Annotated in this window: 19 protein-coding genes; 9 read left to right on the top strand and 10 right to left on the bottom strand. The window is 73.2% G+C overall.

Annotated features, from left to right (window positions below):
* The 3 genes from ABD52_RS26335 to ABD52_RS26325 all read left to right on the top strand — a co-directional run.
* On the top strand, nt 1-790 hold a 790-nt coding region (locus ABD52_RS26335), incomplete at its 5' end, for a carboxyl transferase domain-containing protein (protein ID WP_047893562.1).
* 127 nt (nt 791-917) lie between these two features.
* The gene (locus tag ABD52_RS26330; protein ID WP_047893561.1) at nt 918-2933 is read left to right on the top strand and encodes a biotin carboxylase N-terminal domain-containing protein; all 2016 of its coding nucleotides are present in this window, start codon (nt 918-920) and stop codon (nt 2931-2933) included.
* Nucleotides 2930-4093, top strand: a complete 1164-nt coding sequence (locus ABD52_RS26325; protein ID WP_013289013.1) for an acyl-CoA dehydrogenase family protein — start codon at nt 2930-2932, stop codon at nt 4091-4093. Before ABD52_RS26330 ends, ABD52_RS26325 begins: the two co-directional genes overlap by 4 nt.
* 58 nt (nt 4094-4151) lie before the next feature.
* Here ABD52_RS26325 and ABD52_RS26320 read toward each other — a convergent pair whose 3' ends face one another.
* Nucleotides 4152-5930, bottom strand: a complete 1779-nt coding sequence (locus tag ABD52_RS26320; protein WP_013289014.1) for an alpha/beta hydrolase — start codon at nt 5928-5930, stop codon at nt 4152-4154.
* 235 nt (nt 5931-6165) lie between these two features.
* Between ABD52_RS26320 and ABD52_RS26315 the strand changes: the two genes are divergently transcribed.
* Complete coding sequence (locus ABD52_RS26315) at nt 6166-6630, top strand: hypothetical protein (RefSeq protein ID WP_013289015.1); 465 nt, start codon at nt 6166-6168, stop codon at nt 6628-6630.
* Here the strand turns inward: ABD52_RS26315 and ABD52_RS26310 are convergent.
* The 7 genes from ABD52_RS26310 to ABD52_RS26285 form a co-directional block, all read right to left on the bottom strand.
* Nucleotides 6617-8092: a serine/threonine-protein kinase gene (locus ABD52_RS26310; protein ID WP_013289016.1), complete on the bottom strand. Its 1476-nt coding sequence runs from the start codon at nt 8090-8092 to the stop codon at nt 6617-6619. The two genes, ABD52_RS26315 and ABD52_RS26310, sit on opposite strands and share 14 nt — an antisense overlap.
* Nucleotides 8093-8122: 30 nt before the next feature.
* A complete protein-coding gene (locus ABD52_RS26305) occupies nt 8123-8581 on the bottom strand; it encodes a hypothetical protein (protein ID WP_013289017.1) in 459 nt (152 codons plus the stop codon).
* Between the two features lie 135 nt (nt 8582-8716).
* Nucleotides 8717-12298, bottom strand: a complete 3582-nt coding sequence (locus ABD52_RS26300; RefSeq protein WP_030273781.1) for an adenylate/guanylate cyclase domain-containing protein — start codon at nt 12296-12298, stop codon at nt 8717-8719.
* Nucleotides 12295-13077, bottom strand: coding sequence for an MBL fold metallo-hydrolase (locus ABD52_RS26295; protein WP_013289019.1), 783 nt, complete (start codon nt 13075-13077; stop codon nt 12295-12297). Before ABD52_RS26295 ends, ABD52_RS26300 begins: the two co-directional genes overlap by 4 nt.
* A 147-nt stretch (nt 13078-13224) precedes the next feature.
* A complete protein-coding gene (locus ABD52_RS26290; protein WP_013289020.1) occupies nt 13225-13686 on the bottom strand; it encodes a RidA family protein in 462 nt (153 codons plus the stop codon).
* Between the two features lie 5 nt (nt 13687-13691).
* The gene (locus tag ABD52_RS39335) at nt 13692-13847 is read right to left on the bottom strand and encodes a DUF4177 domain-containing protein (RefSeq protein ID WP_013289021.1); all 156 of its coding nucleotides are present in this window, start codon (nt 13845-13847) and stop codon (nt 13692-13694) included.
* A 62-nt stretch (nt 13848-13909) separates the two neighbouring features.
* Entirely contained in the window at nt 13910-14350 is a 441-nt protein-coding gene (locus ABD52_RS26285) for a hypothetical protein (RefSeq protein ID WP_030273785.1), read from the bottom strand.
* Nucleotides 14351-14685: 335 nt separating this feature from the next.
* Here ABD52_RS26285 and ABD52_RS26280 point away from each other — a divergent pair, with 335 nt between their 5' ends.
* From ABD52_RS26280 to ABD52_RS26270, 3 genes are read left to right on the top strand one after another with little or no spacing between them, the layout of a single operon-like run.
* Complete coding sequence (locus tag ABD52_RS26280; RefSeq protein WP_030273787.1) at nt 14686-15264, top strand: hypothetical protein; 579 nt, start codon at nt 14686-14688, stop codon at nt 15262-15264.
* A 49-nt stretch (nt 15265-15313) separates the two neighbouring features.
* Nucleotides 15314-16288, top strand: coding sequence for an ArsA-related P-loop ATPase (locus ABD52_RS26275; protein ID WP_030273789.1), 975 nt, complete (start codon nt 15314-15316; stop codon nt 16286-16288).
* 54 nt (nt 16289-16342) lie between these two features.
* Nucleotides 16343-17491 (top strand): ArsA-related P-loop ATPase, encoded by a 1149-nt coding sequence (locus ABD52_RS26270; RefSeq protein WP_200905239.1) that lies wholly within the window; start codon nt 16343-16345, stop codon nt 17489-17491.
* 9 nt (nt 17492-17500) lie between these two features.
* Here ABD52_RS26270 and ABD52_RS26265 read toward each other — a convergent pair whose 3' ends face one another.
* Nucleotides 17501-17821 carry a WhiB family transcriptional regulator gene (locus tag ABD52_RS26265; protein WP_013289026.1) on the bottom strand — a complete coding sequence of 107 codons (321 nt, stop codon included), beginning with the start codon at nt 17819-17821 and terminating at the stop codon, nt 17501-17503.
* Between the two features lie 403 nt (nt 17822-18224).
* Here ABD52_RS26265 and ABD52_RS26260 point away from each other — a divergent pair, with 403 nt between their 5' ends.
* Nucleotides 18225-20669, top strand: coding sequence for a transglycosylase domain-containing protein (locus ABD52_RS26260; RefSeq protein ID WP_036311464.1), 2445 nt, complete (start codon nt 18225-18227; stop codon nt 20667-20669).
* Between the two features lie 73 nt (nt 20670-20742).
* Here the strand turns inward: ABD52_RS26260 and ABD52_RS26255 are convergent, their stop codons facing one another.
* Entirely contained in the window at nt 20743-21198 is a 456-nt protein-coding gene (locus ABD52_RS26255; protein WP_030273797.1) for a GatB/YqeY domain-containing protein, read from the bottom strand.
* Between the two features lie 25 nt (nt 21199-21223).
* Between ABD52_RS26255 and ABD52_RS26250 the strand changes: the two genes are divergently transcribed.
* Nucleotides 21224-22075: metallophosphoesterase (locus ABD52_RS26250; RefSeq protein ID WP_047893563.1), on the top strand; the 852-nt coding region annotated here is incomplete at its 3' end.

The raw sequence follows: 22075 nt of genomic DNA, 5'->3' as shown, positions 1-22075 counted from the left end.
CAACCCCCACCCGCTGCCGCCCCGGTACGACCCGGAGGAGCTGCTCGGCATCGCCAGCGCCGACCTGAAGGTGCCGTTCGACCCGCGCGAGGTACTGGCCCGGGTGCTCGACGACAGCGCGTTCGACGAGTTCAAGCCCGGCTACGGCACCGCGCTGGTCACCGGCTGGGGCGAGCTGCACGGCTACCCGGTCGGCGTACTCGCGAACGCCCGGGGCGTGCTGTTCAGCCAGGAGGCGCAGAAGGCGGCCCAGTTCATCCAGCTCGCCAACGCGGCTGACACACCGCTGGTCTTCCTCCAGAACACCACCGGCTACATGGTCGGCACCGAGTACGAGCAGCGCGGCATCATCAAGCACGGCGCCCTGATGATCAACGCGGTGTCGAACTCGAAAGTGCCGCACCTGACGGTCAATCTGGGCGCCTCCTACGGCGCCGGCAACTACGGCATGTGCGGCCGGGCGTACGAGCCCCGGTTCCTGTTCACCTGGCCGAACGCGAAGTCGGCGGTGATGGGCCCGGCGCAGCTCGCCGGTGTGCTGTCCATCGTGGCCCGGCAGGCCGCCGCCGCCCGGGGACGCGAGTACGACGAGGACACCGACGCCGCCATGCGGATGATGGTCGAGCAACAGATCGAGTCGCAGTCCGGGGCGCTGTTCCTGTCCGGGCGGCTCTACGACGACGGGGTGATCGACCCCCGGGACACCCGTACCGTCCTCGGGCTGTGCCTGTCGGCGATCCACAACGGACCGGTGAAGGGCGCCGACGGTTTCGGCGTCTTCCGGATGTGACCTGTGAGCGCGAGGAACGCAGCGAAGCGGAGTCCCGCAGTCGCGAACGAAAGGCAGGCACCGTGAGCGCGAGGAACGCAGCGAAGCGGAGTCCCGCAGTCGCGAACGAAAGGCAGGCTCAGCGCGGATGATCAACAAACTTCTGGTTGCGAACCGGGGCGAGATCGCCCGCCGGGTCTTCGCCACCTGCCGCGCCCTCGGCGTGGCCACCGTCGCCGTGCACTCCGACGCGGACGCCGACGCGCCGTTCGTGGCCGACGCCGACCAGGCCGTCCGGCTGCCGGGTAACACGCCGGCCGAGACGTACCTGCGCATCGACGCCATCCTGGACGCGGCCCGGCGCTCCGGCGCTGACGCCGTCCACCCCGGCTACGGCTTCCTGGCCGAGAACGCCGAGTTCGCCGCGGCGGTGACCGACGCGGGCCTGACCTGGGTCGGGCCGTCGGCCAAGGCGATCGCCGCGATGGGCGACAAGATGGCCGCCAAGGCGCTGCTCGCCGACGCGGGCGTGCCGATGCTGCCCACCTGGACCGACCCGGCCGAGGTCACCGCCTTCCCGGTGCTGGTCAAGGCCGCCGCCGGTGGCGGCGGCCGGGGCATGCGGATCGTCCGCGACGCCGCCGGGCTGGCCGAGGCCGTCGCGGGCGCTCGCCGCGAGGCCGCGGCGGCGTTCGGCGACGGCACCGTCTTCATCGAGCGGTACGTGGAACGCGGTCGCCACGTCGAGGTGCAGATCTTCGGCGACACCCACGGCACCGTCGTGGCCCTCGGGGTACGCGACTGCTCGATCCAGCGCCGCCACCAGAAGATCGTCGAGGAGGCACCGGGTGTGCTGCCCGAAGACGTGCGCGCGGAGTTGCACGAGGCGGCGGTGGCGGCCGGGCGGGCTGTCGACTACGTCGGCGCGGGAACCGTGGAGTTCCTGCTCGCGCCGGGCGGGCAGGTGCACTTCCTGGAGATGAACACCCGCCTCCAGGTGGAACATCCGGTCACCGAGCTGACCACCGGGCTGGACCTGGTCCGGCTGCAACTGCTCGTCGCCGAGGGCGAGCCGCTGCCGGTCACCACCACGCCTCCGGCCGACGGCCACGCCATCGAGGTACGGCTGTGCGCCGAGGGCCCGGCTCAGGGCTTCCGCCCGGCCACCGGCACGCTGCACCGGTTCGCGATCCCCGGGGTGGCAGCCGAGTTCGGCCCGGCCCGTGGCCTGCGCCTGGACTCCGGCGTCGTGGACGGCTCGACGGTGAGCGTGCACTACGACTCGATGCTGGCGAAGCTCGTCGCCTGGGCGCCCACCCGCACCGAGGCGGCCCGCGCGCTCGCCGGCGCGCTGGCCCGCGCCGAACTGCACGGCGTGGCCACCAACCGGGACCTGCTGGTCCGTGTGCTGCGCAGCGCGGAGTTCACCGCCGTGGACCTCGACACCGGCTTCCTGGACCGGCACCCGGAGGTGTTCGCGCCACTGCTGCCGGCGGAGCAGCTTCCGGTGGCGGCACTGGCGGCGGCGCTGTCCGGGGCCGCCGAGCGCCGGGCCGCCGCCCCGGTGCTGGCCGGGTTGCCGTCGGGCTGGCGCAACGTGCCGTCCTTCCCGCAGGTCACCCGGTTCACCGTCGGCGACGGCGAGGAGATCGAGGTGCACTACCGCCTCGACCGCACCGGCGGCCTCGCCGAGTGGGGAAGGAAGGGCCCCCTCCTAACGGATCCGGTAGAGGAAGGGTCCTCTGTTAACACCGAGCTGCCGGTGGTCGAGCTGGTGACTGCCACCCCGGGCCGGGTGGTGCTCGACGTGGACGGGGTGCGGCGGGCCTTCCGCGTACACCGGGTGGGGTCGTCGGTCTTCGTGGACGGCCCGGACGGGGCGGCGAGCCTCACCGAACTGCCCCGCCTGCCCCTGCCCACCGCGGAGCTGGCGGCCGGGTCGCTGCTCGCGCCGCTGCCCGGCGCGGTGACCCGGGTACACGTCGAGGTCGGTCAGCGGGTCGCTGCCGGTGACCTGCTGCTGACGCTGGAAGCGATGAAGCTCGAACATCCCGTGCTCGCCCCCGCCGACGGCGTGGTGACGGAGCTGCCGGTGCCGGCCGGCGGCCAGGTCGAGACGGGTGCCGTACTTGCCGTGGTGGACCCCGAGGAGGACCCGCAGTGAACTTCGACCTGACCCCCGAGCAGGACCAGCTCCGCGACGCCGTACGGGCGTTGGGCCGCAAGTACGGCCACTCCTACTTCGTCGAGAAGGCCAGGTCCGGCGAGCACACCACCGAGCTGTGGCACGAGGCCGGGCGGCTGGGCTACCTGGGCGTGAACATCCCCACCGAGTACGGCGGCGGGGGCGGCGGCATCACCGAGCTGGCGCTGGTGTGCGAGGAGCTGGCCGCGACCGGCTGCCCGCTGCTGCTCCTGGTGGTCTCCCCCGCCATCGCCGCCACGATCATCAACAAGCACGGTACGGAGGAGCAGCGCAAGAAGCACCTCCCCGGCCTCGCCGACGGCTCCCAGAAGATCGTCTTCGCGATCACCGAGCCGGACGCCGGATCGAACTTCCACCGCCTCGCCACAGTGGCCCGCCGCGACGGCGACGACTGGCTGCTCAGCGGCCGGAAGATCTACATCTCCGGGGTGGACGAGGCCGGGCACGTCCTCGTGGTCGCTCGTACCGAGGACGCGTCCACCGGGAAGTTGAAGCCGGCGCTGTTCATCGTGCCGACCGACGCGCCCGGCCTGGAGAAGTCCAAGCTGGACATGGAGATCCTGTCGCCGGAGAACCAGTTCCTGCTCTTCCTCGACGACGTCCGGCTCCCCGCCGACGCGCTCGTCGGCGAGTCGCTCGACGCCGGGCTGCCCGCCCTGTTCGCCGGGCTCAACCCGGAGCGCATCACTGTTGCCGCGATGGGCGCCGGCACCGGCCGGTACGCGATCGAGAGGGCAAGCGACTACACAGCTACCCGCAAGGTGTGGGGCGGACGCTCGATCGGCTCCCACCAGGGCGTCTCGCACCCGCTGGCGCACGCCGCAGTGCAGGTCGAGCTGGCCCGGCTGATGATCCACAAGGCGGCCACGCTCTACGACGCGGGCCGCGACCTGGAGGCCGGCATCTCCGGCAACATGGCCAAGTACGCGGCAGGCGAGGCCGCAGCGCTCGCCGTCGACACCGCCGTCCAGGCGCTCGGCGGGGCCGGCATGACCACCGAGTACGGCGTGGCGACGCTGCTCGGCGCGGTACGGGCGGGCCGGATCGCCCCGGTCAGCCGGGAGATGATCCTCAACTTCGTCGCCCAGCACGTCCTCGGCCAGGACAAGTCCTACTGACCGAGGTGGGCCCGGGGTACGGCGGGTGCCCGATCCCCCGCCGTACCCCGGGGGTCCGTCAGCGGACGGTCAGCGTGCCGACCGCCGGGCGCGGCGTCGCCACCGGCGGCAGCCGCTTCGGCTCGCCCCGGCTCGGCTCGCCCGCCCGGGCCAGCGCGCTCTTCGACGCGTCCGCCCGGCCGGCCGCCGCGTCCTCCTGGAACGGCTGCGCGTCACCGACGCAGAGCGTGCCCTTGGCCGGCAGCTTGCCGGTGAGCAGGTACGCGTCGATCCGGCCGGTCACGCACGCCGAGGTGCCGTACGCGGTGTGGCCCCAGCTGTCGCTGCTCAGCAGGCGGCTGTTCGGCAGCAGCTTCGCCGAGCTAACCGCGCCCTGGTAGTTGGTCGCCGGATCCCAGTAGTTGCCGACCACCAGCACCGGGGCGGCGGTGACCCGGTTGAACGGCCCGGTCCAGGCGTCCTCGTCCCGCACCGTCCAGGTGTTGCGGGCACAGGGCGAGGTGCCCCAGGCCCACGCCCGCCCGAAGTAGGGCGCCCGCTTGTCCTCCTTCGCCGACAGCGCCGGCCAGGCGTCGGCGCTCTTCGGGTGGTACGCGTCGGTGCAGTCGACGGTCAGGAACGTCTCCAGCCCGTTGTCGTACGGGAAGTCGTACCCCCGCTGTTGCCGTGCCTGCGCGGCGCGGGCGGCGAGTGCCTTGCGGGCCGTGGCGGTGGCGGCCTTGCCGGCGGCCGGGTCGGTCAGGGCCAGGAGCTGGACGGTCAGGTCCACCACCGACTGCCAGCCGTACGGGTCGTAGAGCGCACCGAGCGTGGCACCGACGAAGTCGGCGTAGCTGACGGTGAACGAGCCGAAGTCCGGGTCCTCGATCACCACCGGCTTCTTGCGCAGCCGCTTCGCCACCGTGTCGTACGCGGCCAGCGGGTTGCCGGTGGAAGCCAGCGCACACTGCTCGGCGCCGGCCTCGCCGCACCGGGCCAGGATCTCGCGCAGCGCCCGGTACGCCCCGTCGGCGCTGCGCAGCCGCGTCTCCTGGAGCTGGTTGCGGGCACTGCCCTGGCCGATCCAGGCGTTCGGGTCGAGCACGCCGTCGACGACCAGCGCGCGGAAGCGGTCCGGGAACATGTTGGCGTAGTACTGGCCCAGCGCGGTGCCGTAGCTGAAGCCGAGGTAGCTGAGCAACTTGTCGCCGACGGCGCGGCGCAGCACGTCCATGTCGCGGGCCACCTCGGCGGTGGACGCCGCGCCGGTGAGCGGCTTACCGGTGGTGGAGCACGCCTTGCCGACCGCCTTGGACGCCGCGACGTACGCCTTCTCCTCCGCCTTGGTCCACGGGAACGCGACGTTCAGCCCGGCGTACGCGCGGGTCTGGTCCTTCACCGAGCGGAAGCACTTGATGTTCTCACTGGCCTCGACGCCGCGCGGGTCGACGCCGACGATGTCGAAGCGGTCGAGCAGGTCGTCGCCGAGGAAGTAGGGCGCGGCGAGCGCGATGCTCGTGCCGGAGCCACCCGGGCCACCCGGGTTGAGGAAGAGGCTGCCGACCTTGCGCTGCTGGTCGCGGGCCTTGACCCGGAGCAGGGCGACCTCGGTGGTGGCGCCCTTCGGGTTGTCGTAGTCCAGCGGGAGCCGGACCGTGGCGCACTCGGCGTAGTCGTAGCAGGCGTACCAGTCGAGCTTCGGCGTCGGCACGCGGTCCACCCGGCGCGCCTCGGCGGCGGTGGTCCGGTCGTGCGCGGGTGGTTGCGGAGTCGCCGCCGCGGCGGGCGCGACGGCCGGTCCGGCGAGGAGGACGCCGGCGATCCCGGTTGCGGCCAGGGATCGGATTGCACGGGGCATGAGGCTGCCTTCCGTCGGGGAACAGTTCCGTCGAGGAGACCTCGACCCCCGTCACTGTAGGGATCGACGCCCACGTTAGTGGCCCCCAAACGGGGATCGATACGGCAAACAACCAGATGATGTAACGATTTTTTCTCGATCGTCGCTACCTGCGACTCCGAAGTGGAGCGTCGGTGACGGGAAGCCGTCTCATCCCGCCGGTTGACAGGTGGACGCGCTGGGCCATGCTTGTCGGGTGAGATCGTTCCCGAAGCCCGATGCGCGGGCGAAGGCCGTCGTCGCGTCCCTGGCGACGGTGGCGGCGGTGGTGACCCTCGCCGTGTGGCGTCCGCCCGGCATCCTGTCGGTCGTGCTGGCCCTGGTCTGCGTCCTGCTCGCCATGATCACGGGAGTGACGATCACCGCCGCGCGTCAGCCCGGCGGCACCGGCGGGCCCGCCCCGCAGGCCGAGACCTGGCCGGTCCCCCACCAGGGGTACGGAGTGGACGCCGACACGCTGGAGGCGATCGACCCGCGCGCGGTACGGAACCTGCGCACGCCGGCGGGCCAGCCGATCGACGCGGACACGCTGGAGACGCTCGACCCGCGGGTGGTACGCGGCATGCGGGCGACGACGGCGGTGGACGCCGACACGCTGGAGACGCTCGACCCGCGGTCGGTCCGGCAGGGCCGGACCGTGAACGGGCTCAGCGACCGGTGAGCGTGGGGCCGGCGAGCGCGTTGACGCCCCGGCCGGCCAGACAGCGGTAGGTGCGGTCCGCCTCGGCCTCCGGCGGCAGCACCTCCAGGTTCCACCCGCTCGCCGACTTGCCGCCGCTGACCAGCCGGAACGTGTCGGCGTTGCACACCCGCCCGACGGCCGGGTCGGCCGCGACCGTCTCGTGGCGGGCCCCGGCGAGCCCGGCTGGCAGGTCACCGGCGGCGTAGGTCTCCCAGGTGTGCTGGCCGTCGCACGGCACCCGGCTCGCCTCGGCCCGGTCGCGGCGCAGCCGTACCGGACCGAAGCACTCCAGTTCCGTCGCGCAGCGCGCCCCGGCGGGCAGCCGCACGTCGGCGGACGCGCAGCCGGGCACCGGCGCCACCCCGGCCACGCCGCTGGTCGCCGGTGTGGGCGTGACGGCCGGCGTGTGCCCGCCTGCCACCCAGCCGCCACCGGCCGAGGCGGCGAGCGCCAGCACACCGGCGCCGCCGAGGAACCAGCGCTTGGGCCAGCGCCGGCCACGCGAGGCCACAGTCGGGTGGTCGTCGTCCGCGGGCGGCCGCGGGTTCGGCCCACCGGTGCGGTGGAACCGGTCGCCGGTGGCGCCGTCGTACAGGCCGCCGGTCGCCGGGGCGCCGTCCAGCGGCAGCGAGGCGAGCAGGCCGCGCAGTTCGACCGCGGAGGGCCGCGCGCCCGGGTCGTTCGACATGCCCAACCGGAGTACGTCGATCAGCTCACCGGGCACGCCGGGCAGGCCCGGGATCGGCTGCTGGAACATCTCCAGCACGGTGACCAGGCTCGGGTTGCGTTCGGAGTGCCAGCGCGGCGGACGGCCGTACATCACCGCGTAGAGCGTGGCGCACAGCGAGTAGACGTCGACTGCGGGCGTGGGTGGACTGTGGTTGAACGTCTCCGGTGGCGCGTACGCCGGGGTGAGCGCCTCCAGCATCACCGAGGAGTCGCGGAACTCGGCGAGCACCGCCAGGCCGAAGTCGGCCAGGACGGCCGAGTTGAACTCGGAGTGCAGGATGTTCGCCGGCTTGACGTCGCGGTGCAGGACGCCCGCCGCGTGCGAGTGGGCCAGCGCGTCGGCGATCTTCACGCCGAGGTCGCGGGTCTCCGCCGGGCCCAGCGGCGAGGTGCGCATCCGCTCGGCGTACGAGCCGTCGCACAGCTCCATGATGAGGTAGGGGTGCTGGTCGACGGTGACGCCGACGTCGAACAGGTCCACCACGTGGGGGTGCGACGACATCCGCCCGGCGGCACGGGCCTCGCGCAGGAAACGGGCCTGGTCGCGTTCGCTGTCCAGCGTGCGGTTCTCGATCTTGACCGCGACCTCGCGCCCCACCGAGATCTGGGTGGCCCGGTAGATGGTGGCGTACCCGCCCCGGGCGAACACCTGCAGATCGGTCAGACCGGGCACGATGGGCAGCCGCAGGGCGCCGGGCGGGGTCTCGGTCACGACTCGAAAATACCCAACGATCCGGACCCGTCAGCGCGCCGTGTCGGTGGCCGGCACCGGACCCGGGACGGAGTCGTCAGTGGCGGCGGCCGCCCGGCGGGCGTCCCACCACAGGCCGACCGCCGTCGCGACCGCGCCCAGGCCCTCCCACGCGGCGACCGCGAAGAAGCGGTCCGGCGCGACGTCGGAGAGCACCGCGATGGTGAACACGGTGAAGGTGACCAGGCGGAACCACACGGTGAACCGGTAGAACGGCCGCCACTCGGTGGCGACGGCGAGCAGGTAGTAGACCCCCATGTTGAACGAGGCCATCGAGGACGCGGTGAGGAACGTGCCGGTGTAGTCGCCCGGAGCGCGCTCGGCCGGCACCTCGAAGCCGAGCAGGCGCAGCTGCGTCTCCGGCCAGATCAGACCGAGCGCGCCGAGCAGCAGCGCGAGGAGCCCGAAGACCGCGATCGTCCAGCCGGCGCCCGAGCGCGGCAGCCTCATCGTTCCTCCCCAGCGTGGTCTGCCGGTGACGCAGGCGCGCACCGGAAGGCGGCAGTCGATCCACCACTGTCGCGGCCCCACGCTAACCGGCTCCACCGACGAACACATCCCCGGAACCGTCAGAACAACGGGCGGTCAGCCGCCGGAGAGGCGGACCCGCAGCGCGTCCGCGACGATCCGCTCACTGCGCTGCTCGGTGGCGTACGCGAGGCGTACCGCCTCCTCCGCGTTCGTCAGCGCCTCGGCCCGGCGACCGCAGGCGTCGAGCGCCTCGGCCAGCACCAGCAGCGCCACCACCTGGCTGCGCACGTCCTCGGCCGGGGCGGTGATCGACCGCTGCGCCCAGTCGAGCGCCTGCTCGCGCTGGCCGTGGGCGAGCAGCGCGGCGGCGTACCGGGCCATCGTCTGCCGCCGTGAGAACAGCAGCGAGGGCGCGTTCGCCGCGCCGGTCGCGACCGGGGCGAGCAGCCCCACAGCGGTGCCCGGATCACCCGCCGCGAGCCGGGCCATGGCGAGCAGCACCCGCGGCGCGACCTGGGCCGGCGCCTGCGGGTTGTGCGGCTCCACCCGGGTCAGCACCGACCGCGCCTCCCGCTCGGCTGTCTCGTGGTCGCCCATGTCCAGCGCCACGAAGCCGCGCAGCGTGCCGGCCATGCCGGTGAGCAACGGGTGGGTGGTCCGGTCGGCGTACTCGAGCGCCTCGGTGAACAGGTCGGCCGCGTGTTCCGGCTCGCCCAGCCCGCGCGCCACCACCCCGCGCACCACCAGCGCGAAGCCCTGCCCCCAGTCGTCGCCCACCTCGGCGAAGTCCCGGTACGCGCGCCGCGCCGCCCGGTCCGCCTCGGCCAGGTCGCCCAGCTCGGCGGTGGCGTACGCCTCGACCGCGCGCAGCGTCCCCACCGCCCACGCCTCGCCGACCCGCTCCCCGAACGGCAGGAACACCCGCGCCATCCGGCACGCCTCCCGCAGCCGGCCGGCGAGCAGCCGGGCGAACGCGGTGGTGCCGCGCAGCCAGGCCCGCCCGTACGGGTCCTTCAGCTCGGCGAAGAGCCGGGCGGCCCGGCCGAGCACCGCGTCGGTGCCGGCGAAGTCGCCCCGGGTGGTGGTCACCCAGGCCAGGTTCTGCAACGACCAGGCCTGCCCGCGGGGATCCCGCGCGGCGAGACTGACCTGGTAGGACGCGGCCAGCCGGCTGCTCGCCTGCCCGAGCCGGCCGGCGATGAAGTCGGCCATGCCGAGCCGCCGCATCGCCGAGGCCCGCAGCGTGGGCAGACCGGCGTCGGTGGCCACCTGCAACGCCTCCTGCCAGTTACACTCGGCCCGCTCGGCGTCACCGAGTGTCTGCTGGGCCTGCCCGGCGAGCAGCAGCGCGGCGGTCCGGGTGGCCGGGTCGCCGGCGTTCGCGGCGATCTTCTCGGCGAACGCGAGCGCGTCGGCCGGGCGGCCGATCTGGAGCAGCGCCCGGGCGTGCACCACCCGGTCCGCCGGTGGCACCCCGTCGCGGGCCAGCTCGGCCGCGCGCTCGGCGTACTCGACGGCGAGCGCCGGCTCCCCCGACCGCAGCGACCGGCGGGCGGCCCGGCCCAGCGCGGCCACCCCCAGCGGGGTGACCGCCCGGGCCGGCGCGTCCGGGCGCAGCTTGACCGCGTCGGCGAGCGCTGTGGCCCGCTCCACGTGCTCGGCGACGAAGTCGTCCCGGGCGGCCTCGGTGAACGCGCCCCCCGGGGCGCCGCCGGTCTCGTCGACGCTCTCCGGCGCGGCCCAGCGGGCCAGCGCCGCGTGCCGCTCGGCCAGCTCGGCCTTGCTCACCCCGGCGTACGCGGCCTCCCGCATCAGCGGGGTGGCGAAGGCGAACCCGCTGCGGGTGCGGTGCAGCATGCGCCGTTGCAGCAGCTCCTCCACGGCCCGGTCCAGCTCGACGGCGGCCACCGCGGCGGGCCGCCCGTCCCGTCCGACCCGCTGCTCCCGCAACGCCTCCAGCGCTCCCGCCGGCACGGTGTCGCCCACCACCGCGGCGTCGCGCAGCGCCGAGCGGGCGTTGGGCGGCAGCGCGTCGATACGCGCCGCGAGCACCGCGGCCAGGTCGCGGGAGAGCAGGCGGCTGCCGAGCGAGCCGGGGGCGAGTCGCCAGCCGACGTCGGCGCCCCGCCCCGGGCCGGCGGTGAGCGCACCGCGCTCCATCAGCAGCGTGACCAGCTCGGCCAGGTAGAACGGGTTGCCCTGCGCGGTGGCGAGCAGCCGGTCCGCGTCGGTCTGGGGCATGCGGCCACCGGACAGGTAGCTGGTGAGCAACCGGGAGGCGTCCGCGCCGCGCAGCGGCGGCAGCGCGTGCACCTCGGCGTCCGCGACGCGGGTCAGCGCGCCGGCGGTGCGTACCAGCTCGGGGCGGCCGAGCAGCAGCACCAGCACCGGCCCGCTGAGCCGGTTGAGGGTCAGCGCCAGCGCCTTGAGCGTCTCGGCGGTGGCGTCGTGCAGGTCGTCCACCACGATCACCAGCGGCGCCTCACCGGCGAGCGCGCTGAGCAGGTCCGCCACGGCGGTCGGCACCGCCTCGTCGTCCGGCGGCGGCCCGGCCGCGTTCCACTCGCCGTTCTCGGTGGCGGGCGGGAGTTCGGCGTACCCGAGCAGGGCCAGGAGCTGGTCCACGGCGATCGGCGGCGGGTCGCCGGGGAGCCGGGACAGGCGCTGGCCGAGGCGGCGCAGCCGCTCCTCGACGGCCGGCCGGGTGACGGCGGTGGCCGCGTCGCCCGGCAGGCCGACGGCGGCCCGGACCAGGTCGGCCAGCGGCGCCAGCCGGCGGCGCTCGCCGAACGCCGCGCAGCGTACCGAGAGCACGCGGGCGCCGGTGTGCGCCGCGTACCGCCCGGCGCCGACGTCGTAGCCGGCAGCGAGGCGTTCCACCTCGGCCGCGAACCGGGACTTGCCGATCCCCGCCTCGGCGGTCATCAGCAGCACCCGGGGCTCGCCCCTGTCGATCACCTCGGCGAGCCGGCCGGCGATCCGGCCGATCTCGGTCTCCCGGCCCACGAACGGCGCCTCGTCACCGAGGCCGGACCGGGTGCCGGGCGCGTCGAGCAGGCCCAGCAGCTCGTACGCCTCGACCGGTTCCCGCTTGCCCTTGAGCCGCAGCGGGCGCAGCGCCCGCCAGGAGGCGACGTGCCGGGTGGCCGCGGAGGTGCGCGCACCGGCGTAGACCGCGCCGACCGCGGCGGCGTCGGCCAGCCGGGCGGCGGTGTTCACCGTGTCGCCGATGACCGTGTACTCGATCGCCGCCTGGATGCCGGCGATGACGTCTCCGGTGTTGAGGCCGACGCGCAGGCCCAGCGGCGCGCCGCCGCCGCGCTCGTCGTCGAGCACCCGCCGCACCGCACGCTGCATGGACAGCGCCGCGCGGACCGCCCGCTCGGCGTCGTCCTCGTGCGCGACCGGGGCGCCGAAGACCGCCATGATCCCGTCGCCGGTGAGCTTGTCGACGTGCCCGCCGAAGGTCTTGACCGCGCCCGCGAGGGCCGCCAGCACCCGGTCGGTGACCGCACCGACCCGTTCCGGGTCCAGGTCCTCCGACCAGGAGGTGAAGTCGGAGAGGTCACCGAAGAGCACGGTCACCACGCGGCGCTCGGCCGCGGGCAGCGTGGCGGCAGCCGGCAGCGCCGCCCCGCAGTTGTGGCAGAACCGCGCCCCGGGCACGGCTACGGTTCCGCACACCGGGCAGGTCACGGCTGCTCCACTCCGAGGTGTTCGAGCTGGGCCCGGACCGACCACTCGGCGGCCCACCACAGCGACCTGTCGACGTCGGCGTAGACCACTGCGACCACCTCGGCCGCGGTGGTGGCGCCCGCGGCGACGGCGGCGCGCACCTGGTCCAGCCGGGCCCGCCGGTGGGCCAGGTAGAAGTCGGCCGCCACACCGCAGTCGGCCAGCGCCGGGCCGTGGCCCGGCAACGCCGGGATCTCCCGGTACGTGGAGAGCAGCTCCAGGCTCGACAGGTAGTCGCCGAGGTGCCCGTCCGGGTGGGCGACCACTGTGGTGCCCCGGCCGAGGATGGTGTCACCGGTCAGCACGACGCGCTCGCCGCCGTGCGCGGCGACGAGGCAGACCGAGTCGGCGGTGTGCCCGGGGGTGGGCAGCAGTCGCAGGTCCAGCCCCACGTCGAGCGCGGTGTCGGCGCTGAGCGGCTCACCTCCGGCGGTGTGCGCCGGGTCGGCGGCGAGCACCGGTACGCCGTCGAGCAGCTCACGCAACCGGGGCGCGCCCTCGGTGTGGTCGGCGTGCCCGTGCGTGATCAGCACGCACCCGATGCGCCCCTGCGCCGCGATCGCGGCCAGGTGCCCCTCGTCGGCGGGCCCCGGGTCGACCACGACGGCGGGCGCGTCCGGCCCGGCCCGCAGAACCCAGGTGTTGGTCCCGTCGAGCGTCATCGGCCCCGGGTTCGGCGCACGCAGCAACGTCACCCACGCCGGTAGCTCCTCCGCAAGCGCCCCCGCGGCCCCGGCCATACGCCCACCCATGGCTGCGATCGTACGACTCCGCCCGCCGCTCCCCGCGATCTTGCAGTTCCGGCCCGAGCTTTGTCCCCGTGTGGGGCTTCTGCCGGGGCCGCAACCGCAAGATCGCGGGCTCTCGCGGCGGGCGAGAGGGCACGGTCACGCGACCTCGACGATGACCTCTACCTCTACCGGGGCGTCGAGGGGGAGTTCGGCCACGCCTACCGCGCTGCGGGCGTGGCGGCCGGCCTCGCCGAACACGGCGCCGAACAGGTCGGAGGCGCCGTTGATCACGCCGGGCTGGCCGGTGAAGCCGGGTGCGCTGGCCACGAAGCCGGTCAGCTTCACCACCTTGACCACGTTCTCCAGCCCGACCAGCGCGTCGATCGCGGCGAGCGCGTTCAGTGCGCACCGCTGCGCCAGGTCCTTCGCCTGCTCGGCCGAGACGCCGTTGCCGACCTTCCCGGTGGCGAGCAGCTTGCCCTCGGCCATCGGCAGCTGGCCGGACACGTAGACGTGCTGCCCGGACTGGACGGCCGGTACGTAGCTGGCCACCGGCGGCACCACCTCGGGCAGTTCGAGGCCGAGCTCGGCGAGCTTCGCCTGGGGTCCGTTGCTCATCGAGGTCAGCCCTTCGGACGCTTCAGGTACGCGACGAGCTGCTCCGGGTTCGGGCCGGGGACCACGGAGACCAGTTCCCAGCCGTCCTCGCCCCAGTTGTCGAGGATCTGCTTGGTCGCGTGGACCAGCAGCGGCACCGTGGCGTATTCCCACTTCTGCATCGGAGGAGGGCTCCCTTGCCTGACTTGGACTTCGGTCAGGCACAGCCTACGGTCCGCCGCGGTCACCAGGACGCGGGACGCGGCTCCGGCGCCGGCGGCGGCTCGCCGCACGGGCCCTCGTGTTCGAAGCGCTGCGGGCACCGGCTGCGGTCGGGCAGCAGCAGGTCGCAGAAGACCCGGTGCCTGTTGTTCTGGTCGTCGGCGGTGGAGACGGTGGTCTCGCCCGCGTCCAGCTCCATCAGGAAGCCCAGCGAGGTGGCCACGGTGCCGGCGAGCGCGGTGGCCGCCGCCAGGTCGGGCACCCGGACCTGGAGGTGGATGACGTAGCCGGGCTCGTCCTCGTCCCGCCCCCTCCCGCCGGAACGGGGAAGCGTCCGGACCACGTCGGCCGGAGGGCCGTAGGAGCGCTCGTTGAACGGCGCGCCCGGTCCCTCGGCCTCACCCGGCCGTCCGGCCCGGTCACCGGGGAACTGGCCCCGAGGACTGTTCTCCGCGTCGCGCATCCTTCGCCTCCGGGCGTCGTACCTGTTCACCAACACCGCAATCCGGCTCGGAGCCGTCCCCGGCCCGGCTCTCCGCGTCGGGGACGAACGTAGATCCTGCGACAAGTCCCGGCAACGGGACGCGCACGCCTCGTCACGTCCAGTCACATTTGCGACACAAGGCTGGTCGGGATCGCGGTAGCCGTCTCCGTCCGGCGGGGCGCGTACGCGGGGCTGGCAAGCGCCCCGCCGACCGATACCCTTCCGGACTGGACGCGCGCCGACGCGCGCCCGCACACCTCGACCCGTGCCCGTCGCCTGGGGCGGCGACGGGAGCCGCAACCCGGGGGAGACAGATGACCCAACCGCCCGTCGGTGGCGACACCGGCACGCCCGGCGACCCGAATCCGCAACCGCCGCCCACCGGCGGCGCGCCGCCGGGATCCGCACTCCCGGCCGGCCCGCCGGCGTACCCGTCCGAACCCCAGCCGCGCAAGCGACCGGCGGTGCTGATCGTCTCGCTGGTGCTGGCCGCCGCGGTCCTGCTCTGCGGCGGTGGGGGCACTGCCGCGTTCCTCGCGCTGCGCAACAGCGAGGACGGCCAGGGCGCGAAGGAGCCGCAGGTCGCGGTGGACGGCTTCCTCAAGGCCGTCTACCAGGAGCGCGACGCCGAGAAGGCTGCGGCGTTCGTCTGCTCCGCGGCCCGCGACGACGAGAAGATCACCACCAAGGTCGCCGAGGTCCAGAAGTACGTCGCGCAGTACCAGAACCCCCGGTTCCGCTGGCCCACCCCGACCGTCGACAACCAGACCGGGGACCGGGCCACCGTCTCCGCCCGGGTGACCATGACCACCGCCGACGAGAAGGTCGCCGAGCAGGCGCTGCGTTTCACAGTGGTGCGGAAGACGGGTTGGTGGGTCTGCGAGGTCGGCTGATCCCACCGGCCGGACAGAGCTGGTCCCACCGGCTGGTTAGGCTCGACGGGTGGCAGCGAGTGAGCAGCCGGCCGAGTCCGCCGGCAGATGGCCGGCCCGCCTGCACGTGGTGACCGGCAAGGGCGGCACAGGAAAGACGAGCGTGGCCGCCGCGCTGGCCCTCGGCCTGGCCGCCGGGGGCCGGCGCACCCTGCTGGTCGAGGTGGAGGGCCGGCAGGGCATCGCCCAGCTCTTCGGCACCGACCCCCTGCCGTACGAGGAACGGCACCTCGCCGACGCGCCCGGCGGCGGTGAGGTGCGGGCGCTGGCGGTGGACGCCGAGGAGGCGCTCCTCGAATACCTGGACATGTTCTACAAGCTCGGCGCCGCCGGCCGGGCGCTGCGCAAGCTCGGCGCGATCGACTTCGCCACCACGATCGCGCCGGGCCTGCGCGACGTGCTGCTCACCGGCAAGGTCAAGGAGGCGACCACCCGGACCAGCGGGTCGCGCCGGACGTACGACGCGGTGGTGCTGGACGCGCCCCCGACCGGGCGGATCGGCCGCTTCCTGAACGTGACGGCGGAGACCGCCCGGCTCGCGAAGGTCGGCCCGATCAAGACCCAGAGCGAGGGCGTCTCCGCGCTGCTCCGGTCACCGATGACCGCTGTGCACGTGGTCACGCTGCTGGAGGAGATGCCGGTCCAGGAGACGCTCGACGCGGTGGCGGAGCTGACCCAGCTCGGTTTCCCGGTCGGCCGCGTGATCGTCAACGGCGTCCGCCCGCCGGTGCCGGCCGGGCGGGCGGTGACAGCGGCCGAGCTGAAGCGCGGGCTGGCCGCCGCCGGCCTGCCGACCGACGGCCCGACCGTGGCCGGGCTCGTCGAAGAGGCTCGTGACCAGCAGGTACGCCGTGAGCTGGAGGACTCCCTCCGGGGTGACCTGGTGGACCTCGGCCTGCCCCTGGTCGAGTTGCCGCTGCTGCCCGAGGGGGTCGACCGGGCCGGGCTGGAGACGCTCGCCGAGGCCCTCGTCCGGGCGGATTGACTCACACCTGCGGCCGGCACGGAGCAGAGTGCCCCTCGGGACCGATACGCTCGATTGGTGCCTTCCGAAGACGCGGCGCCTCCGCTTGACGTCGACCAGATCCTCGCCGACGACGGCGTACGGATCGTGGTCTGCTGCGGCGCGGGCGGCGTGGGCAAGACGACCACGGCGGCGGCGCTGGCGTTGCGGGCGGCCGAGCGGCACGGCCGGCGGACGGTGGTGCTCACCATCGACCCGGCCCGCCGGCTGGCCCAGTCGCTCGGCCTGACCGAGCTGGACAACACACCCCGGCAGGTCAAGGGCATCGACGTCGAGGCCAGCGGCGGCGAACTGCACGCCATGATGCTCGACATGAAGCGCACGTTCGACGACGTGGTGCTTCAGCACACCGACCCGGCGAAGGCCGCGGAGATCTTCGCCAACCCCTTCTACCAGGCCATGAGTTCCACCTTCGCCGGCACGCAGGAATACATGGCGATGGAGAAGCTGGGCCAGTTGCACGCCCGGGGCGAGTGGGACCTGATCGTGGTGGACACGCCGCCGTCGCGCTCCGCGCTCGACTTCCTGGACGCGCCGGCCCGGCTGTCCCGGTTCCTCGACGGCCGGATGCTGCGCCTGCTGCTGGCCCCCGCGCGCAGCGGCGGGCGGAGCATGTTCAGCCTGGTCACGGCGAGCTTCGGGATGTTCTCCAAGGTGGTGCAGAAGGTGATCGGCGCCCAGCTGCTCACCGACCTGTCCGGCTTCGTGGCCGCCCTCGACTCGATGTTCGGCGGGTTCCGGCAGCGCGCCGAGCAGACGTACCGGATCCTCCAGGCCCGGGAGACGGCGTTCCTGCTGGTCGCGGCGCCGGAGCCGGACGCGGTCCGGGAGGCCGCCTACTTCGCCGGCCGCCTGCGCTCCGAGCGGATGCCGCTGGCCGGGCTGGTGCTCAACCGGGTGCACCGGCCGACGTCGGACCTGTCCGCCGCGGAGAGCCTGGCCGCCGCGGAGCGGCTGGCCGGCGTGGGTGGGCACGAGGGCACCGTCGAGGTGTTGCGCGCGCACGCCGCGCTGGCCCAGCAGGCGGTACGCGAGGAGCAGGTGGCGGCCCGGTTCACCGAGGCGTTCCCGGCGGTGCCGGCGGTGTCGGTGACGGCGCAGCCCGCCGACGTGCACGACGTCGACGGGCTGCGGACGATCGGCGAGGCGATCAGCCGGAGCTGACCGGTCCGGTCAGTTGGCCGTGGTGACCAGGATCTTGTCCTTGCCGGCCTTCTCCTTGGCGTTCTTCTTCATGGCCGCCTCGAACATCTTGCGCCAGCTGGTGACCTGCGGGTGACGGCGCAGCAACGCCCGGCGCTCGCGCTCGGTCATGCCACCCCACACGCCGAACTCGATCCGGTTGTCGAGCGCGTCGGCCAGGCACTCGTACCGAACTGGGCAGCTCCGGCAGATCCTCTTCGCCACGTTCTGTTCGGCGCCCTGTACGAACAACGCGTCCGGGTCTCCGTTCTGACATGCCGCCAGTGACGGCCAGTCAGTGATCATGCCCATCTGTACACGTCCCCCCTTGCAGTACCTACCGACTTCGCGCGAGCAGCCCTCGTACATCCCCCCGGTCGTTCGCGCCGGCCTCCCCAGGGCGGCACGAACGACTCATGGCTGCGGTCGCCGCCACCATCATGCTGTGTAGTCGCCCGATTACGCAACGTTGTCGGCGAAATCCATCATTCCGGACACTCCCGGCTTCCCGGGCTTTCGCCCCGCGACTACCCCGCCCGAGTACGTGAAAACGCTGCGCCACTCCCGGACTTCGGAGAGACTTCCGCCGGATCTCACGCAACCCCGGACCAGGGCTCGTGCGTTTAGCACAACGAGGCCGGCGCGTGCAGGAAATGGGGAAAGTTCCCCGCGCGCCCGCCGTTCCCTACTCGCGTACCCTGTCGAGGTGACCTGGATGCGGAAACGTGACCACAACGTGCTGACCAACGCCGCATCGCTGCTGATCTGCGGCCTCTTGGCCGGAGTGGTGGTCGCCGCGGCGGCCTTCCCCGTGGCGGCGATGTCCGGACTGGCCGCCAAGGCGGGGGCGGAGACGTTCGATGCGTTGCCCAAGGAGCTGACAGTCGCCCGGGCGCCCCAGATCACCCGGCTGCTCGCGTCCGACGGCAAGACCGTGCTGGCCACGATGTACGACGAGAACCGCAAAGACGTCAAGCTCAAGGACATCTCGCCGTACATGCAGAAGGCCATCATCGCGGCCGAGGACCACGACTTCTACAAGCACAACGGCGTGGACATCAACGGTGTGGCGCGGGCCTTCGTCAACAACCAGGCCTCCGGCTCCTCCCGGCAGGGCGCCTCGACGCTCACCATGCAGTACGTCCGGCTGGCCATCTCCTACTCGGCCACCCACCCGGCCGACGTGGTCGCCGCGACCGAGGACACCAGCGGCCGCAAGCTGCGCGAGATGAGCCTGGCGCTCCAGGTCGACAAGGAGCTCTCCAAGGACGAGATCCTGGAGCGCTACCTGAACATCGCCGCGTTCGGCAACGGCGCGTACGGCATCTGGGCGGCCAGCCAGGTCTACTTCAACAAGCCGCCGAGCAAGCTCGACATCCAGGAGTCGGCGATGCTCGCCGGCATGGTGAAGGCACCCACCGCGTTCGACCCGACCACCAAGGCGGGCTACCCGGAGGCGGTCGGCCGGCGCGACTACGTCATCGACAACATGGTGCAGATCGGCGCGGTCACCCAGCAGGAGGCGGACGCCGCCAAGAAGATCAAGCTCCAGGTCAAGGGCAAGCGCACCCCGAACGGCTGCACCCAGACCACCACCCGCTCGTGGGGCTTCTTCTGCGACTACCTCTACCGCTGGTGGCTCCAGCAGGAGACGTTCGGCGCCACCTCGTACGACCGTGAGCGGCGGCTCAAGAGCGGCGGCTACACCATCGTCTCCACCCTGGACGTCCAGGCCCAGAAGGGCGCCGACAAGGCCGTCCGCAACAAGCTCGGCGAGAGCAGCAAGGCGGCCCGCATGGTGGCCGCCGTCGAACCCGGCACCGGCCGGGTGCGCGCCGTGGCGGTGAACCGGAACTTCAAGCTCGACGACCCGGCCGACCCGCAGAACAAGATCTCCAGTGACCCGAAGAAGGCCAAGAAGAAGATCCGGGGCAACTACCCCAACACGGTGAACCCGCTGGTCACCGGCGGTCCCGGCATCGCCGGCTACCAGGCCGGCTCGACCTTCAAGATCTTCACGCTGGTGGCCGCGCTGGAGAAGGGCTACCCGCTCAGCTACCCCATCAACGCGCAGCCGGTGTTCAAGTCCGACTACCCGGTCGAGTTCAACTCGCCCGCCGCCTGCCCGGGCACCAGCAAGTACTGCCCGAAGAACGCCAACCCCGCGATGGCCGGCATGCACAACATGTGGAGCGGCTTCGGCTTCTCGGTCAACACGTTCTTCATCGACCTCCAGCAGCGGGTCGGCGCCGAGAACGTGGTGAAGGCCGCGCAGAAGCTCGGCATCACGTTCCGCTCGTCGAGCGACGCGCAGCTTGCCGCCAACCCGCACCAGTGGGGCGCGTTCAGCCTCGGCGTCTCCCAGACCACCCCGCTGGAGCTGGCGAACGCGTACGCGACGCTCGCCGCCGACGGCAAGTACTGCGAGCCGATCCCGGTGCAGGAGATCCGTGGCCCGGACGGCGAGAAGCTGGACGTCGCCAACCCCCGCTGCGAGCAGCGGGTCAGCACCGAGGTGGCCCGCGCCGCCGTGGACGCCGCGCGCTGCCCGGTCGGTGACCGCTCCTCCACCACGAAGTGCGGCCCCGCCACCGCCGGCAACGTCCGCAACATCGTCAACGCGCCGGTGGCCGGCAAGTCCGGCACCACCGACTCCGACCGCACCTCGGCCCTGGTCGCGATGACCAAGCAGTACGCGGTGGCCGGCATCATGGCCGACCCGGACTGGCCGCAGACCAACCAGAAGATGGGCCACGACGAGACGCCCCAGGGCATCAACCCGGCTGTCTACCAGACGCTGCGCGACGCCATGAAGGGCAAGGAGCGGAAGAACTTCACGCCGCCCAGCGGCAAGATCGTCCTGGGTGACCAGCGCTCCATCCCGGGCGTGAAGTGCGAGTCCATCGAGACCGCGAAGTCCCGGCTGAAGGGTGCCGGCTTCGAGCCGGTGGTCTCCAGCAACAAGGTGCCGTCGGAGTGCCCGGCCGGCACCGCCGCCGGCACCAGCCCCGACGGCCGCACCATCAAGGGTGGCGTGGTGATGATCGAGGTCAGCTCCGGCCAGGGCACCCCGGAGCAGGGCGGCACCGCCACACCGGGCCGGCCGGGTGGCCCGGGCGGACCGGGTAACGGCGGCCGGCCGGGACGACCGCCGAACTGACAGCCGACAACAGCGACGGCCACCTCCCTCGGGAGGTGGCCGTCGTCGTTTCCGCGCTACCGGAGCGCCGGGGTCAGAGACCGAGCTGGCGGCGTACCTCGGCGGCGACCCGACCACCCTCGGCCCGGCCGGCCACCGCGCCCTGGGCCGCCTTCATGGCCGGGCCCATCTGCGCCTTGCCGGTGAAGCCGCCCGCGGCGAGCGCCCCCGAGACCAGCTCGGCCAGCTCGTCGTCGGAGAGCTGCTTGGGCAGGTAGCGCTCCAGCACCTCACCCTCGGCGGTCTCCTTGCCGGCCTGCTCGGCGCGCCCGGCGTCGGCGAACGCCACCGCCGCCTCGCGGCGCTTCTTGGCCTCCTTGGTCAGCACGGCGAGCACCTCGTCGTCGCTGAGCTCGCGCTTTTCCCGGCCGGCGACCTCGGCGTTGCCCACGGCGGCCAGGGCCATCCGCAGCGTGGAGGTGGTCAGCTCGTCGCGCGCCTTGAGAGCGGCGCGCATGTCGGCGGTGAGACGGTCCTTCAGCGTGCTCATGGACGGTGAAACTACCCTGAACGCCATGCGAAAGCGCACACTATTCCGGCTCGCGGCCGGAACCGTCGCCGCCGGTGCGGCCACCCTGGCGTACGCGTCGCTCATCGAGCGCAACATGTTCACCCTCCGCCGGTACGACGTGCCGGTGCTCCCGACCGACGCCGAACCGCTGCGGGTGCTGCACCTCTCCGACCTGCACATGATGCCCGACCAGCGACGCAAGCAGGACTGGGTGGCCTCGCTGGCCGCACTCGACCCCGACCTGGTCGTGGTCACCGGCGACAACATGGCGCACCCGGCGTCGGTGCCGGGCGTGCTGCGCGCCCTGCAACCGCTGCTCGACCTGCCCGGCGCGTTCGTCTTCGGCTCCAACGACTACACCGGCCCGGTCTTCAAGAACCCCTTCACCTACTTCCTGCCCGACCGGGAGTACTCCGAGGGCGTGCCGCTGCCGTACGAGGAACTGCGCGACATCCTCACCGGCGCCGGCTGGGCGGACCTGAACAACGCCCGCACCACGCTCAAGGCCGGCGGGCGGGAGATCGAGCTGGCAGGCGTGGACGACCCCCACATCGAACGGGACGACTACGACGCCGTGGCCGGCCCGGTCAGTGGCGACGCGGCGCTTTCGATCGCGTTGTCCCACTCCCCCGAGCCCGTGGTGCTGGACCGGATGGCCGCCGACGGCTTCGGTCTGCTGCTCGCCGGGCACACCCACGGCGGCCAGGTCTGCGTGCCCGGGTACGGCGCCCTGGTGACCAACTGCGGGCTGCCCCGCTCGATGGCGCGGGGGCTGCACCGCTGGCCCGGCTCGGACTCCTGGCTGCACGTCTCCGCCGGCCTCGGCACCCACCCCACCGCCCCGATCCGCTTCGCC

This window comes from Micromonospora sp. RV43 (genome assembly GCF_001029515.1).
In the GTDB taxonomy this organism is placed as follows: domain Bacteria; phylum Actinomycetota; class Actinomycetes; order Mycobacteriales; family Micromonosporaceae; genus Micromonospora; species Micromonospora aurantiaca.
This window is presented reverse-complemented; position numbering and strand designations above follow the sequence as displayed.

Excerpts from the sequence above, each read along its gene's own strand:
- ABD52_RS26260 (WP_036311464.1), top strand. The coding sequence starts at position 18,225 with ATGCGGAAACGTGACCACAACGTGCTGACCAACGCCGCATCGCTGCTG.
- ABD52_RS39335 (WP_013289021.1), bottom strand. The coding sequence starts at position 13,847 with ATGCAGAAGTGGGAATACGCCACGGTGCCGCTGCTGGTCCACGCGACC.
- ABD52_RS26285 (WP_030273785.1), bottom strand. The coding sequence starts at position 14,350 with ATGCGCGACGCGGAGAACAGTCCTCGGGGCCAGTTCCCCGGTGACCGG.
- ABD52_RS26280 (WP_030273787.1), top strand. The coding sequence starts at position 14,686 with ATGACCCAACCGCCCGTCGGTGGCGACACCGGCACGCCCGGCGACCCG.
- ABD52_RS26320 (WP_013289014.1), bottom strand. The coding sequence starts at position 5,930 with ATGCCCCGTGCAATCCGATCCCTGGCCGCAACCGGGATCGCCGGCGTC.
- ABD52_RS26295 (WP_013289019.1), bottom strand. The coding sequence starts at position 13,077 with ATGGCCGGGGCCGCGGGGGCGCTTGCGGAGGAGCTACCGGCGTGGGTG.
- ABD52_RS26255 (WP_030273797.1), bottom strand. The coding sequence starts at position 21,198 with ATGAGCACGCTGAAGGACCGTCTCACCGCCGACATGCGCGCCGCTCTC.
- ABD52_RS26265 (WP_013289026.1), bottom strand. The coding sequence starts at position 17,821 with ATGGGCATGATCACTGACTGGCCGTCACTGGCGGCATGTCAGAACGGA.
- ABD52_RS26330 (WP_047893561.1), top strand. The coding sequence starts at position 918 with ATGATCAACAAACTTCTGGTTGCGAACCGGGGCGAGATCGCCCGCCGG.
- ABD52_RS26305 (WP_013289017.1), bottom strand. The coding sequence starts at position 8,581 with ATGAGGCTGCCGCGCTCGGGCGCCGGCTGGACGATCGCGGTCTTCGGG.
- ABD52_RS26290 (WP_013289020.1), bottom strand. The coding sequence starts at position 13,686 with ATGAGCAACGGACCCCAGGCGAAGCTCGCCGAGCTCGGCCTCGAACTG.